Origin of the sequence: Polynucleobacter sp. AP-Reno-20A-A9 (assembly GCF_018882085.1) — a bacterium.
Classification (GTDB): Bacteria; Pseudomonadota; Gammaproteobacteria; order Burkholderiales; family Burkholderiaceae; genus Polynucleobacter.
In genome coordinates, this window is record NZ_JACVPB010000011.1 from 1 (window position 1) to 14,416 (window position 14,416).

General features: G+C 44.2%; 13 protein-coding genes. 5 read left to right on the top strand and 8 right to left on the bottom strand.

Features of this window, described 5'->3' with window-relative positions; all coding sequences use genetic code 11:
- The coding region (locus ICN39_RS11275) for a transposase (RefSeq protein ID WP_370623727.1) at window positions 1-62 on the bottom strand (62 nt) is incomplete at its 3' end.
- 396 nt (window positions 63-458) lie between these two features.
- On the opposite strand from ICN39_RS11275, the gene ICN39_RS09235 reads away from it, so the two are divergent.
- Together ICN39_RS09235 and ICN39_RS09240 are read left to right on the top strand one after the other, a co-directional pair.
- A complete protein-coding gene (locus tag ICN39_RS09235; protein WP_216233749.1) occupies window positions 459-734 on the top strand; it encodes a hypothetical protein in 276 nt (91 codons plus the stop codon).
- 183 nt (window positions 735-917) lie between these two features.
- On the top strand, window positions 918-1,352 hold the full coding sequence (locus tag ICN39_RS09240) for a hypothetical protein (RefSeq protein WP_216233750.1): 435 nt from the start codon (window positions 918-920) through the stop codon (window positions 1,350-1,352).
- A gap of 94 nt (window positions 1,353-1,446) precedes the next feature.
- Here the strand turns inward: ICN39_RS09240 and ICN39_RS09245 are convergent, their stop codons facing one another.
- Window positions 1,447-1,857, bottom strand: a complete 411-nt coding sequence (locus tag ICN39_RS09245; RefSeq protein ID WP_216233751.1) for a BLUF domain-containing protein — start codon at window positions 1,855-1,857, stop codon at window positions 1,447-1,449.
- 144 nt (window positions 1,858-2,001) lie between these two features.
- Between ICN39_RS09245 and ICN39_RS09250 the strand changes: the two genes are divergently transcribed.
- On the top strand, window positions 2,002-2,721 hold the full coding sequence (locus ICN39_RS09250) for a Crp/Fnr family transcriptional regulator (RefSeq protein WP_216861030.1): 720 nt from the start codon (window positions 2,002-2,004) through the stop codon (window positions 2,719-2,721).
- 113 nt (window positions 2,722-2,834) lie between these two features.
- On the opposite strand, the gene ICN39_RS09255 is transcribed toward ICN39_RS09250, so the two are convergent.
- The 6 genes from ICN39_RS09255 to ICN39_RS09280 all read right to left on the bottom strand — a co-directional run bounded on the left by ICN39_RS09255 (window position 2,835) and on the right by ICN39_RS09280 (window position 10,812).
- Window positions 2,835-3,527, bottom strand: coding sequence for a VIT family protein (locus ICN39_RS09255; protein ID WP_216861031.1), 693 nt, complete (start codon window positions 3,525-3,527; stop codon window positions 2,835-2,837).
- 161 nt (window positions 3,528-3,688) lie between these two features.
- The gene (locus tag ICN39_RS09260) at window positions 3,689-4,753 is read right to left on the bottom strand and encodes a chemotaxis protein CheB (protein WP_216233752.1); all 1,065 of its coding nucleotides are present in this window, start codon (window positions 4,751-4,753) and stop codon (window positions 3,689-3,691) included.
- 20 nt (window positions 4,754-4,773) lie between these two features.
- The gene (locus tag ICN39_RS09265) at window positions 4,774-6,915 is read right to left on the bottom strand and encodes a response regulator (RefSeq protein ID WP_216233753.1); all 2,142 of its coding nucleotides are present in this window, start codon (window positions 6,913-6,915) and stop codon (window positions 4,774-4,776) included.
- Window positions 6,916-6,924: 9 nt separating this feature from the next.
- A complete protein-coding gene (locus ICN39_RS09270; RefSeq protein WP_216233754.1) occupies window positions 6,925-8,394 on the bottom strand; it encodes a methyl-accepting chemotaxis protein in 1,470 nt (489 codons plus the stop codon).
- Window positions 8,395-8,417: 23 nt separating this feature from the next.
- Complete coding sequence (locus tag ICN39_RS09275; protein ID WP_216233755.1) at window positions 8,418-9,416, bottom strand: chemotaxis protein CheW; 999 nt, start codon at window positions 9,414-9,416, stop codon at window positions 8,418-8,420.
- Window positions 9,417-9,453: 37 nt separating this feature from the next.
- The gene (locus ICN39_RS09280) at window positions 9,454-10,812 is read right to left on the bottom strand and encodes a protein-glutamate O-methyltransferase CheR (protein ID WP_216233756.1); all 1,359 of its coding nucleotides are present in this window, start codon (window positions 10,810-10,812) and stop codon (window positions 9,454-9,456) included.
- 111 nt (window positions 10,813-10,923) lie between these two features.
- On the opposite strand from ICN39_RS09280, the gene metK reads away from it, so the two are divergent.
- Both metK and ICN39_RS09290 read left to right on the top strand, forming a co-directional pair.
- Entirely contained in the window at window positions 10,924-12,084 is a 1,161-nt protein-coding gene (gene metK, locus ICN39_RS09285) for a methionine adenosyltransferase (protein WP_216233757.1), read from the top strand.
- A 22-nt stretch (window positions 12,085-12,106) separates the two neighbouring features.
- Window positions 12,107-14,410: an EAL domain-containing protein gene (locus ICN39_RS09290; RefSeq protein ID WP_216233758.1), complete on the top strand. Its 2,304-nt coding sequence runs from the start codon at window positions 12,107-12,109 to the stop codon at window positions 14,408-14,410.
- Window positions 14,411-14,416 lie beyond the last annotated feature (6 nt).

Sequence of the window (14,416 nt, forward strand, 5' to 3'; positions counted from 1 at the left end):
TCAACTACCTGTTTGACTGCCTCTAACTTGAACTCTTCAGTAAACCGTCTTCTTGTACTCATGACACACCTCCTAATAGACTAAATATTAGGCTAGAAAGTGTCTATAGAAGTAGTAGCGATTCAAATTTCATGTTCGCTATCAAACATATGGAATAAATAATTTATCTCCAAAGATAGATTGGTCAACATCCTCTCAAAAGACATCGATTAAAAAAGAGCTAGTAATTTTCTTATCAGCAAAGGCATGACTTCAGGGCCGTTTGATTACATCAGTATTTAATTCTGCCGATCACGAAGTGTGCGCTATCAGACGGAAATCCGAAGGCGCATTCCTTAAGATTTACACGCAGTGGATACAAAATATTGATGCTAAGGACACAGTAATGGCCGAAGCTAGTTCTTAGCAATCCATATTCCGCTGTGATGTTTTGATAATTTCTTTTCAAGGAGCATTCTATGCAAAATCTACACCCCAATCATTCACATGCGCAAGATAAAAATCATGTTCAGCATCAAAATACTGCAGAGCATTATCACAAGCATGCAGCAAATCATCATGAACAAGCTATGAAGAGCCACTTAGAAGCAGCAAGATTGAATGAATTAGGGATCCGTGAAGCTTCTGCTTCTCATGCGCTAACCGCCCACGCTCACGCCCTTGCCGCACTTCGTCATAGCGAGGATGCGATCAATGAGCACGCTAACATTCAATCATCAGTACAAAGACCATAAAGAAGATCGGCAGCTTGTTTTATGCTGTCGCTTAGATACCCCACTCCACCAAACTAAAAAGCCTCGCCATGTTTGCGTGCTACCAATGCGTTCGATACCGAACATTTTAATTTGCAGGTGATGCATTAGATTTAACCTCTACCTTCAAAATCATGTGGGTACCACAAAGAAGGATGCGGGGGAATGTCTACTTACACGCAATTAATCAAACTGCTAGCCTTTATCACCCTAGTTTTGCCCAGTATTTCTGGCTATACAGAGGAAACATATTTACAGATAAATGGGGTTAGCATTCATTCAAGACCCGGAAATAATGGCTTTAATCCAGGTCTAGGTATTGAAAGAGCAATTTCTGAAAATTGGAATATAGCCGGTGGGTGGTATTACAACAGCGACTATCGCGGAAGTGCATATGCTTATGGTCGCTACTCTTACTATCGCAAAGATGGCTGGGATTTAGGCGTTGGCATTGGGGCTGTGACTGGATATAACGGCTGGGGCTTGATGCCCATGATATTTCCAGAATTTTGTTATGAATGGATTTGTGCGATTGCATTACCTCAATTGCAATCAACTGGATCATCTATTATCGGCGTTCATTTACGTGTCCCGCTGTAATTGATAGCTATGTGCGGGGGACGAAATATCTTTAGACTAGCCACCCCATATCTCGACAGCTTTGGTGCTATTTGATGCATAAGCTAAAAAGCGCTTATGCCGGAAACCAGAGAGAGCTCATCGAATCCAGAGCTTTTAAATCCTGGTCAGTCATGCTGTCAATGACTTCAGAAAATTTAGGGAAAGCCGATGAAAATTCCTGCACGTCAAATAATTTCATTGCCCACTTTGGAAAGCGGCGTTTTGTAATCGTAGAAATTCCTAGCAATTCAATTTTGTGATGCCTTTGGTCTTTTTGAATGCTGGCCCAAAGCACCTCAATATCAGCCCTATTGCCCTCTAGAATTTGACCAAAATAGCCTTTGTCAAAAAAGAGGATGCCAGTAATTCCAAGGCGTGCATTTCTAGGGATCGCCACATCAAGTATTCTGGTTAAGCCCAATATGCCCATGTCATGCACCGCCTGACTTTGATATCTTAGTTCGACTAAATCGGACTCATTCATCATTAGTTACCGTAGCTTGAGTTAAAGGAACGTTGATATATTTACATATGTCATACTAGCCGTACGTTCGATACCGCACATATAAACTGACTCTTAGATATATTTGCATAATGTATATTGAAGTAATAGTTGCTGGAGCTTGCCTTGTCAGTAGAAACCCTGAAGGATCAAAATCACCTATTTCACTCAATCCCCCCAGGGGAATGGGAGCGACTCGTACCCCATATTGAGCCGGTTGATTTACCTCTGGGTAAAGTACTGTGCAATCCAGGCATGAAATTAAGCCACGCCTACTTCCCCGTCACCGCGATTATTTCCATTCTCTATGAATTTGAAGATGGCGCCTCAACTGAGGTTGCTGTAATAGGCAATGAGGGCCTAGTAGGAATATCTATTTTTATGGATGGGGGCACTACCACCAGCACCGCTATGGTTAAAAGCGCAGGAATGGGCTACCGGATTAAATCTGAAATCTTGTTACGCGAATTTAGTCAATGCGCACCACTCATGCATTTACTTTTACGCTTCACCCAAGCCCTAATGACTCAGATGACTCAAACGGCAGTTTGCAATCGCCATCACTTGATGGAGCAACAACTTTGCCGTGCTTTGCTTGTTAATCTTGATAGGCTGCCAGGCAATGAGATAGCGATGACTCAAGAACTGATCGCCAGCCTGTTGGGTGTTCGCAGGGAGGGGGTAACGGAAGCCGCCCTGAAGCTCCAAAAGGATGGCTTAATTAAATATTCTCGTGGGCACATTACTATTCTCGACCGAGCAGGCTTAGAGCGCCGCACTTGTGAGTGCTATGGAATCGTTAAACACGAATATGAGCGCCTACTCCCTAATGGAATAGCTACATAACCTTATCAGCATCTGCAGATAAATCCAAATATATTCCATCCCAACTAAGTAAGGTCATTAATACAATGACCGCGCAATCCCAGTTGGATCGCAGTCAAAGATGATTGCCAAAATTATCCGGCGCCACCCACCAAACCACCAATAGCACTGGTCACACCCATAGACAGCAGCCCCCAAAAAACGACTCGGGCTATGGCTATCGGTATTCTTGCACCACCCAAATAAGCAGAAATACCTCCTAAGAATGCAAGCAATACTGCAACCGCAAGACTTACGATCAATACCAGCTTATCCATACTTACTAGCGATCCGATCATTAATGGCGCAAAACCTCCAACAGAAAATGCCAGTGCCGAGCTTAATGCTGCAAATAGTGGGCTAGTACTACTGACCTCGGTAATTCCTAACTCATCCCTTGCATGCGCTTTTAAGCCGTCTTGACTCATTAATTCAATCGCTACTTGCCTGGCCAATTGAATGCTTAACCCTCGCTTGATATATATCTGGATAAGCTCTTCTTGCTCGAGCTCTGGATTCTGAATTAACTCAAGCCTTTCCTTATCTAAATCCGCAGTTTCGGTATCTAGTTGTGAGCTAACGGAGACATACTCTCCCGAAGCCATGGACATCGCGCCAGCTAGTAGGCCAGCAACCCCAGAGATAACAACTGCATTATGGCTAGCGCCTGCAGCAGCAATACCCAAGATAAGACTGGCTATGGAAATAATCCCATCATTTGCGCCAAGGACTGCCGCACGTAGCCATCCTATGCGATGAATCCGATGCCTCTCAGAATGGCCGATCAAGATCACTAGACTGCTCCCTGAAAATAGAAACTGCACCGACCAAAATAAAAATAGAGCGTTAAATTATGTTCGGTCCACTCAATTCACTCTACTCTTTTTAAGGTGCAACACAACAACTGAAGGAGTATTTTTTAAACTCAAATGTGAGTGCCGCACGATATCTATGGTGATATATTTCCCGGCAAGTCATTTAAATAAGGGGCTATCTCATTGGCAGATAAGACATTGCAGATGACGCCCAAATTAATTGCTACAGCTGGCATGCCAAAAATAATGCTGGAATCCTCATCTTGGGCAACGGTATCACCGCCAGCATCAAAAATAGTTTTCATGCCATTTGCCCCATCCCTTCCCATGCCACTGAGAATGACAGCCACTGCACTATTCCCATACACCTCCGCAGTTGAATGAAACAACTTGTCGATACTTGGGCAATACATATCATCTAAATTTGGAGGGCATATTACAAAGGCACCATTGTTAGAAAAAGTAAGGTGCATACCATCGGGCGGAAAATAGATATGCCCCGGCATCGGGAATCCACCCTCAGTTGCAGTCTCAATGATTAAAGGACAGATCCCCCTCAACCAGGTTAACATCCCCGCCAAGAATCCATGGCTAATATGTTGAATACATACAATCGGAATCGAAAAGTGATTCTTGAGTCCCGATAAAATTACTTCAAAGGCCTGAGGGCCACCCGTAGAGGCACCCATGACAATGATTTTAGGCAAGACAAGTCTGGGAATAAGGCATTTTGCACTTGGGGGAGGTATGGGCTGCCCTTTTTTCCTTGGTATGTATTTAACACCATTAATAATACGAATTCTTTCAACCAGCTTTAACCCATCCTCCTTACCAATAATGCCGCCTGTCGCTCGCGGTTTCGGCATCACATCAATAGCCCCTGCCGAGAGCAACTTAAAGATGTTATCCACCTGATCAGGTTGGACAGAAATGCTTAATACCAAAATGGGGCACGGATAAATCTTGACCGCTTTTTGAATAAACTCAAGCCCATCCATCACAGGCATATGGTAGTCCGTGCAAATCACATCCGGCCTTACAACTGGAAGTAAATTGAGTGCCTCTGCACCATTCATTGCAGTACCAACCACCTCTATATGAGCATCAGCATCTAAAACAGATTTGATGATATGCAGCTGTAATGGTGAATCCTCAACTAGCAGAACTCGAATCGGGGCGGCTTCACCATTATTTGGCATTGAAATAGGCTCTTTATTCTTTATATAAGTCTGGCAATGGAATCTAACAATACCGTTTGATCAAAGTCTGATTTTGAAATGTAGGCATCCGCACCAGCCTCTAGACCTCTACGACGATCATCTTCCGATGCTAATGAAGTCACCAGAATAATAGGAATATCGGAAAACTTTCTGTTGGCTCTAATTTTGGCTGCCAACTCTAAGCCATCCATATTGGGCATCATGATGTCAGAGACAATGGCATCAAAAGACCGTGAGGCCAATATATTCCAGGCATTCACACCATCCACTGCGGTTACGACTTCATAACCAGCAGCCTCTAAAATTCTCTTCTCTTGTATCCGCGTCACAATGCTATCTTCAACTAGCAGTAAAGATTTTTTGGTTGAAGGTTCTATAGCCGGAACAGCATCCCCAGCACCGGCTGATTTTTGGTGTGTATGACGAACACTCTTGGCAAGATCGCCTGCATTGAGAACAGCACAAACCATGCCAGAGTCCAAGATGGTAAGCCCTGAAACATTACGCAATCTTTTAATAGGCGCAGGAGGTGCCTTTAAAACGATCTCCTCTTCATCACGCAATTCATCCACGATTAAGCCAAAGCTAAATTCGCCCACACGGACAACCACGCAAATTACTGCAGCTTGAGCATCCACAAGATGCAATGGTTTATCCAGCAAAGAACCTAAACGATTGACCGTGATCACTTCATCGTCGTGATAGAAGCACTGCCTATCCTCACGTATTAATAATTCGCCAGGTTGCAATATCTTTGAGAAATAAATAGCATCGCAAGGCAATGCATAACTTTCACCCCATTCGCGTAGGATCATCACGCGAGTAGAGGTTAACGAGACTGGCAGATTAAGCGTGAAAGTCATTCCTAGGCCTGGGCGGGAGTCAATTTCTAGGGTTCCGCGCATGCGCTCGACTGTTGATCGCACAACGTCCAAGCCTACCCCTCGTCCAGAAATGTCGGTAATCATTTTGTTAGTTGAAAACCCGGGAGTCATCAATACACTTTTGAGCTGAGCATCATCCAAGCCTAAAGCCTGATCTTCCGTATAGAGATGTCGCTTAACAGCTTGCTGACGTATGGCCTCAAGATCCAATCCTCGACCGTCGTCTATTACATCAAGCCGAACATGATCCGCATCCTGGCTAACTTTCACCAGTATTTTTCCCACTTCTGGTTTACCAGCCCTGAGCCGCTCCTCCGGAACCTCAATGCCATGATCAATTGCATTTCGCAACATATGCATTAAGGGTGACTTCATTTCCTCAATAATTCGTTTATCAGCAACCGTACTTTCACCCTCAAAAACTAGCTCAACTTCTTTTTTCTCTTCCGCCGCAAGATCGTGAACCATGCGAGGAAATTGCTCCAATAATGTGGAGATAGGCAATAAGCGCAATCCACGAATACCCCCTTCTATCGCCTCGGCAATAACACTTAACCTACTGGCATCTTCATCTAACTTAGCGCGCATCAACTGGGCCTCTTTAACCCATTCATCAGCGGAAATCTCCCGGCTATCCAATCGACCAATAAATCGATTAAATTCATCCTGCCAACGCACAATACGACTTCGACTAACTACCAACTCACCCGTCTGACTTAATAAAAAGTCTAGCTTTTTAGCATCCACCCGCAAGGTATCAATATGAAATTCTGCGGGTATCTGGCGCCCCTTATTAATCGAATCGACTTGAGAGACATCAGACGTCTGAATAAAAGATGGAGCTGGCGGAACGGGGTTGAATGATGAGGATGGGACTTCAACAGCTTTATTTGGGGGTACAGCCTGAGCCATTTCAGTTGTAGCGGGAGAATCGCCAACTGCCTCAGCTACCAGTTGCCGAATGCGGTCCAGTGTAACGAGCTGAGGCTTAATAACGTCGACAGTGACATTTAATTTACCGCTTCTCACCTCACCGAGCATATCCTCGACAGTATTAGCTAAGCCCTGAATATCAATGAGTCCAAGCATTCTTGCCGAACCCTTCAAGCTATGAGCCTCACGAAAGATCTCCTGGACTAAAGACTGGTCCCCCGGCGTCTTTTCAAGCTGAAGCAAACCCGCATCTAGTTTTTGCAAATGCTCCGCACTCTCTATTCTAAAGAGATTGCAGAGTTCTAGATCCTCGATCTTTGGCATGTGTAAAAGTTAGACCATGTTGCGCAGATGATTGGCTACTTTAGTTAACTCTTCAACTCCAGTTCTCGCTTGCGAAGTCCCAGCAATCATTTCTCGTGAACCATTATTAATGTTTTGCATAGCCTCATTAATTTGCACCAAGGCTGCAGCCTGTTGCTTACTATTGAGAAGCACCTGTTGAGCATTTTGAAATACCCCTTCTGATAATTGCCGTAAAGTTTCGAATGCTTTAGCAGCTTGCTCTACGCTTTCAGATACTTGATGGGTAGTTTTAGAACCGTCCTCAGCAGTCATCACCATCGTATTAGTTGATTTCTGGATATCTGCCACAATTTGACTGGCCATTTCAGCCGATTGCTTACTTTGATCGGCCAGCTTACGAATTTCGCTCGCCACTACAGCAAAGCCTTTGCCATGCTCACCGGCGCGCGCTGCCTCTACAGCGGCATTCAGTGCCAGCATATTGGTTTCTCCAGCCAACTCACCAACCAATTTAGAAATATTTCCAATCTGACCAGCCTGGTCCGATAAGCTCAAAATTTGCTTAGCAATCGCAGCCATCTTAGCCTCGAGGCCGCTCATATCAGCTTGGTTTCGACTAACCAACTCAAGCCCTTTCATCGTAGTATCTTGGGCAGATTTGGCGGCAGTTGCTGCAGAGTCCGCTTGCTCGGAAGACAGTCGTGCCGATGAGACCAACTCCTCTACAGTGCTAGTAGTTTCAGAGACAGAAGATCCTTGTTGAGCAACGGCCTTTTCATGTTGCGCTAAGGTGGTCGCAATAGCAGCCGCAGTAGCGGAAACTTGGCTTGAATTTGTAAAAATATCGCGACTTAAGATAAGGGAGACCAAGATGCCAAAGCCCATCAGCACCAGAATGGCGGCAATCGTTCCATACAAGACAATGCTTTTAGCGCTTTCTATATTTTGCGTCACCAGTTCCCGCAACTGATCTCTTGTAGCTAAGTCATACTTAGCGGTCTCGTCGGCAATAAAATCGCTCTCACCGGCAATTCGGGCACTACCTCCGGATTTAAAGGCGTCAGCAGCCTCCTTAATCCTGCCCTCATCAGCCAATTTCACCAACTGTCCGTTGGCCTCTTTTACGGATTTAAATACGCCCCTCAGCTTATTAAGATTGGTGGTAAATTCTGGAGAATAAGTACCTTGATCTAATTTCGCAAAAATAGCATCGATATTGGCAGATGATTCTTGATAAATTTTTCTAGAGTAGCTAAGTTCCTGGCTTTGGCTCCCGCCGGCAAGGATATAAGCATAGGAAGCCCTTTGCATACGCGTAATATTTTCATTAATTCTTAAAACATCAGGCGCTAGATTCGCCGTTGCATTGAGTAAATTCGACTTTTCAATGGCGGCATTCATCTTGGATTGATTCACTCCAACAATCGCTAATAGCACCAGCAATGGAATTAAATAACTCAATAGCATGCGCCACCGTAACGTTAGTTTATTTAGCATGAATTTCTCCTTAATCTAATTACTTAAACTTGCTCATCAACTTCAAGTAGACTTCCAAGCAATATTGCTTCTATATCCAGTATTCCAGCTACACCTTCATCAACCCTTAGCAGCGACTTACAGCGCGCATGATTTTCTTCAGCATCCTGCAAAGTAGAAATCAAATGGCGATCAAAATAACGCAAGTCCTCTACTTTTTGTACAGCTAAGGCAATTCTTTTGGATTCAAACTGCAAAATAACAATGTCTTGCTTATCTACAATATTCTGAATATTTAATAAGGAGGTCATATCAATAACCGATAAGATCTCGCCCCTCAAATTAATTACTCCTAAAATATAGGATGGGCAACAGGGTAGCGACACACATTGCTTCAGATGCGTAAACTCTGTGATGTAGGAAATTTCAATCGCATATCGAATACCACCAATCATAACAAGAGCAAAACCATCTTGATTCTCATTTTTATGATCAATCATGGGCAGGGCTAAGTGATGCATCCTGGCGCGAAAAATAACTTCATCATGCTTTGCTATTAAGTTAACCGGCTCATATGGGGGCTCGTCACCATCACTGATACGCTCGTGACCAATTTGCACCGTCAATAACTTTTGCAAATTAAGCATTAGGATGATGTCATCCCCCTGCTTAATTTCACCCTCTATGAGATCTGAATAGGCAACATTAAAATCGCTTGGCACTGTGAGTTCGCGTTTAACAATGGCCTCGCTGGATACCTCAGCCAAACCTCTAACACTATCGGCAATTAATCCGCAGCGCATTTGCGGCGTACTGACCAAAATAATATTGGTTGTAGTTGAGTACGCCCTAGGCTGATGTTTGAAACGCAACCCCAAATCAAGAACGTGTACAACTTCGCCATGCCAATTTGCTAGACCAATAAACCATGGGGGCGCAGCTTCAATAGGAGATAACTCAGGCAACCAAGAGATACTCTCCACGCTCTCTGCGGGAATAGCGTATTGCACTGACTCAGACTCAAATACCAAAAAACTAGGCATATTTTTCTTATTGAACTGTATATTTCAATGTAGGTTATTAAAGGGGTGAAGTCAAACTCTTTTGAAGGTTACTCAAGTATTCCTTGACAACTACTGGACTGCTATTTCTTAGGCCTGGCAGGGCAATATCTCTAGGCAAGAGCTCCAAGGATCTGAGGGCTTGCTCACAGTACTTTGCGGCCACTGAATTTTTACCCTCTTGGATCTGCAGCGTAATCAGCTCTAAATAGGCTGCTATGAAATTAGCATCCAAATACAGGGTTTTCCTTAATTCCTCCTTAGCACGATCGACATCGCCCATTTCGATCGAAATGACCGCATGTAGATAGTGCAACTCGGCCAGCATAGAGTCTCGCGCTAAGATTTCCCGACATATATCCAAAGCCTCATTAAATCGAGCTCGGTCTGCCAAATACCAGGCATCTTCCATTAATTCCTGAATAGGCTTTAAAGATGCTTTCGCTGCCACTTCCGGCGTCTTGTTAGTCCGATCCTCAACTTGCCCAAACGTTACCGATTTAAAAATCCAAGGTTCATCAATCTTGATTGGGTCAGGGGGATTTAACTCCCCTGCTTTTTCATAAACTAGGGACTCAGGATAAATTTTGACTCGAAGTCCGCTTTGCCTGTACGCATGAAGCTCTCCATGGGCAGTAATCATGACGCCACCAACGAGTAAACAGGATGACAATTTATCTGTCACTAGATTAATGGCATCTAGATTCATATAAATGAATAGATTTCTGCAGAGTATGAAATCAATATCAAATAGTTTTTTTGAGGAATCGGGCAATTGCCCGCTTACCAAATCCAACACCAGAAATCGAACTCGTGACCGAATGCGATCCATCAATCTCCAGCCTTCATCTGTCTTATCAAAATATCTTTTTTTGAAATTCTGATCACATCCCCGAAACGCCCATTCCCTATATACAGCCAGCTTTGCTTGTCTAATGAATTCCGGATTAATATCACTGCCGATGACATCAATATCCCAGCCGGCATCATTGCCTAGAACCTCTTCGAGCAAAATGATGAGCGAGTAGACCTCCTCACCTGTAGCGCAGGCTGGGGCCCAAATTCGGATCTTTTTTTGCCCAGCCTTTTTAGCAATCATGCGCGGCAGAATTTCACGCCTAATTAAGCTCATTTGACCTGGGTCGCGCATAAAAAATGTCTCACCCGTTGTGAGCAGCTCACTCAACATTTGCCGATCTAGGGATAAGTCGTTTGAGCTACCCAAGTAATTGAGATAGTCGCCAGCATTCTTCAACAGCAGTTCGCCTAAACGCTTACCAACCCACAAGCTTAATTTTTCATGATCAAATTCAGTGACACGCAAACCCGTTAGGTCTCGGATCTTTTGGATCAACTCAATGGATATTAGGGAATTCATTTGGATTTGAATACGTTTTTTAGGGCTGCTTAGTCGAGCCTTAGCCACTTAACAATGCCACTTTCTAGGTTTATAGTAACAAATGGAAGCACCTCTCTGCAAAGGTTGGTTATGACTGGCGAATATCTCTTCACCTCTGAATCGGTTACCGAAGGTCACCCCGATAAAGTATGCGATCAAATTTCAGATGCGATTCTGGATTCCATCCTAGAACAAGATCCCAATGCTAGGGTTGCCGCCAACACCGTCTGTAGCGCAGGTCTAGTGCTATTGACAGGGCAAATTACTACTACGGCAACTTCAGATTACCCCCAAATTGCTAGAAGCACTTTGCAGGAGATTGGATATAACAACACGGAATTAGGCATGGACTATAAAGGCTGTGCCGTTCTCATGAATTTTGAGAAACAAAGCCCAGATATTGCTCAAGGCGTTGATCAAGCGCAGGATGACCCATTGGACCAAGGCGCTGGAGATCAAGGCATGATGTTTGGCTATGCGGTGGATGAAACAACGGAGCTGATGCCTATGCCCATCGCCTTGGCACATCAACTAGTTCAACAGCAGGCGAAATTGCGTCGTAGCGGTCATTTTGATTGGATCAGGCCTGATGGCAAATCCCAGGTTACCCTGCGATACAAGGACAACAAACCGGTTGCTATAGAAACTGTCATTATTTCCACTCAACACTCTCCTGACGTCTCGCTGGAGAAACTTCGGGAAGCCATTATTGAGGAGTGCATTAAACCAATCCTCCCACCCGATTTGTCTAAGGAGAATATTCGCTACCTCGTCAATCCTACGGGTAGATTTATCACAGGAGGACCCCAAGGCGACACGGGTCTCACAGGAAAAAAACTGATGGTTGATACCTATGGCTCATCAGCCCCTCATGGAGGCGGCGCCTTTTCAGGAAAAGACCCCTCCAAAGTAGATCGATCAGCTACTTATGCTGCTCGTTACGTTGCTAAAAACGTAGTGGCTGCCGGTTTGGCAAAAAGATGCTTACTCCAGGTCTCTTATTCGATTGGGGTCGCACAACCCACCTCTTTAATGGTGGAAACCTTTGGCACGGGTATTTTGTCCGATGACAAATTAGGGGAAATGCTTGCCCGAGTATTTGATTGGCGACCCAAAATGATTATTCAAAAACTAGATCTTTTAAAGCCAATTTACAGGCAAACAGCCAAGTATGGTCACTTTGGGCGTAAAGATGTCAATTTCAGCTGGGAGGCCCTCGATTTAGCAGAAGCCCTGAAGGCAATAGCTTGAATTAGAGGTATGCTTTAAGGATATGGAAAAAGAATTCAATGTAACCAATATATTGATTGTCGAAGATAGCCCCATACAGGCAGAGCTACTCCGTCGATTCATTGCTAGCCATGGATTTAAGTGCACTGTCGCAACTGATGGTGAAGCTGGACTTCTTGCAATTAAAAGCAGCCGCCCAGATTTAGTTATCAGCGACATTCAGATGCCTGTTTTAGATGGCTATCAGATGTGTGAACGCATTAAAGCAGATGTATCATTGCGAACAATTCCAGTCATATTGCTAACTGGTTTATCCGATCCCGTTGATGTGATCCGAGGCTTAAATGCAGGGGCAGAAGCTTACCTTACAAAACCTTATGATAATGAACGTCTCTTATTGCAGGTTCATCGCCTCTTAGATGCCCCGAAAAGAGAAATTAGTGGAAACGGTGTTCCCCCATTAGATGTAGAAATTAATCAAACACATTACAGCGTAAAAGCAGATCGAGAACAGATTCTGCAAATGTTGGTTTCAACCTATGACAATGCGGCACATCAAAATCAATTACTGCGCAAGCTAGAAGAAGATCTTCATTCATTAAATCAAGAGCTCGAAAATAAAGTTGTCCAACGAACTGCTGACCTTATACTAGAAGAGAAACGTGCTCGCAATGCAGAAGCGCGTTATCGCACCCTCTTCGCACTTCTTCCCGAGGGAGTTGGGCTTCTCAATACAGAAACCTGGAAATTTATTGAATTCAATGACGTAACCTGCGGCCAACTTGGCTACCTACGCAATGAATTCGAAAATTTATCACTCTTAGATTTGGTTGCACCAAGCGAAAAAGAAGTATTGATGGAGCATCTCAGTCAAGCCTTGCTATACCCCCAATCCAGTTTCACTATGAATCTGCTTTCCAGGGATGGAGTGCCACTAGAGGTGGATGTACGTACAAGACAGGTTGAATTTGATGGTCGCAAATTACTGAACTGTATTTTTCGCGATATTTCAGATATCAATCGCGCTAGAAAAATGGAACGTGAGCTTGAGCATAAAGCAACGCATGACTTTATTACCGATCTTCCAAGCAAGGCCCTGCTTCTAGAAACATTGACTCAAACAATCCACATTGCCGATCGCAATAAAAGCACGATCACCCTTTGCGCAATTGATTTGGGTCGCCTCAATACCATTACGGCTAGCCTGGGCCACCCAGCAGCCGAGGCCATTCAGGTGGAATTGGCTGAACGTCTCAGAGCAATTCAACCTAAAGCAGGGATGATCGCTAGAGTTCACAATCAAGACTTTATGTTTATGGTGGATGGTTCGATTGATCCTAGTCCGTTAACCGAGCTGCTAAATCGCATTACCAAGGCAACCAGCACACCCTTTGAGTGGGAGGGGTCAAGCCTAGAATTTGAGCCCTTTATAGGCATCAGCGTCTACCCGAAAGATGCCCAAGATGCAGAGTCGCTGCTTCAGTCAGCTGAGGCTGCCCTATTCAAGGCAAAGCAAGGCAATCGCAAAGCCATTGTTTTAGCCTCACCAGAGCTTAACGAGCAAATTGAAAATCTCGTACGCAAAGAAAATGAATTACGAACTGCATTTGCTAAAGGACAGCTGGAGATGTTTTTTCAGCCGCGAGTGGACTTGAGGTCTGGAAAAATATCTGGCGCAGAAGCCTTAATTCGGTGGCGAGATCCCATCAAGGGAATCATCCCTCCTAAAGACTTCATTCCGCTAGCAGAAGAAATTGGGCTTATCGGCCCTATTACTCTTTGGGCACTAGATCAAGTGTGTCACCAACAAAAAGTATGGCTCGATCAGGGAATTGCCGCTGTTCCAGTATCAGTGAACCTAGTCGCCGAACAGTTTCAAGACGACCACATCATTACCCAACTGAAGCAAACATTAGAGAAAAATGGTTTGGCATCCAAATATCTAGAAGTGGAACTCACAGAATCTGCAGCCATGCAGAATCCCGAAAGAACCGCCAATCTTCTCAATCAAATACAAGAACTCGGTATTCTCATTGCGATTGATGACTTTGGCACCGGTTACTCCTCCCTCGCCTACTTAGAGAAATTTCCAATTGATATTCTCAAGATTGATATTTCCTTTGTTCAGGGCGTTACTACCGATAAACATGCTGCCGCCATCACGAGTGCCATTATTGCCATGGCTAAAGAACTTCAGTTTTTAATTGTTGCTGAAGGCGTTGAAATCGATGGTCAACGACAATTTCTCTCACAGCACCATTGTGAGGAAGGCCAAGGTTACCTCTTCTCAAAACCATTGCCCGCCAATGAATTTGAGAAACTACTCGTTAGCGATATTACCTACTAACTGGAA

What these genes read in the sequence shown, in the direction of transcription:
- metK (WP_216233757.1), top strand. Translation starts at nt 10,924, where the DNA reads ATGACTGGCGAATATCTCTTCACCTCTGAATCGGTTACCGAAGGTCAC.
- ICN39_RS09245 (WP_216233751.1), bottom strand. Translation starts at nt 1,857, where the DNA reads ATGAATGAGTCCGATTTAGTCGAACTAAGATATCAAAGTCAGGCGGTG.
- ICN39_RS09290 (WP_216233758.1), top strand. Translation starts at nt 12,107, where the DNA reads ATGGAAAAAGAATTCAATGTAACCAATATATTGATTGTCGAAGATAGC.
- ICN39_RS09270 (WP_216233754.1), bottom strand. Translation starts at nt 8,394, where the DNA reads ATGCTAAATAAACTAACGTTACGGTGGCGCATGCTATTGAGTTATTTA.
- ICN39_RS09265 (WP_216233753.1), bottom strand. Translation starts at nt 6,915, where the DNA reads ATGCCAAAGATCGAGGATCTAGAACTCTGCAATCTCTTTAGAATAGAG.
- ICN39_RS09235 (WP_216233749.1), top strand. Translation starts at nt 459, where the DNA reads ATGCAAAATCTACACCCCAATCATTCACATGCGCAAGATAAAAATCAT.
- ICN39_RS09240 (WP_216233750.1), top strand. Translation starts at nt 918, where the DNA reads ATGTCTACTTACACGCAATTAATCAAACTGCTAGCCTTTATCACCCTA.
- ICN39_RS09275 (WP_216233755.1), bottom strand. Translation starts at nt 9,416, where the DNA reads ATGCCTAGTTTTTTGGTATTTGAGTCTGAGTCAGTGCAATACGCTATT.
- ICN39_RS09260 (WP_216233752.1), bottom strand. Translation starts at nt 4,753, where the DNA reads ATGCCAAATAATGGTGAAGCCGCCCCGATTCGAGTTCTGCTAGTTGAG.
- ICN39_RS09280 (WP_216233756.1), bottom strand. Translation starts at nt 10,812, where the DNA reads ATGAATTCCCTAATATCCATTGAGTTGATCCAAAAGATCCGAGACCTA.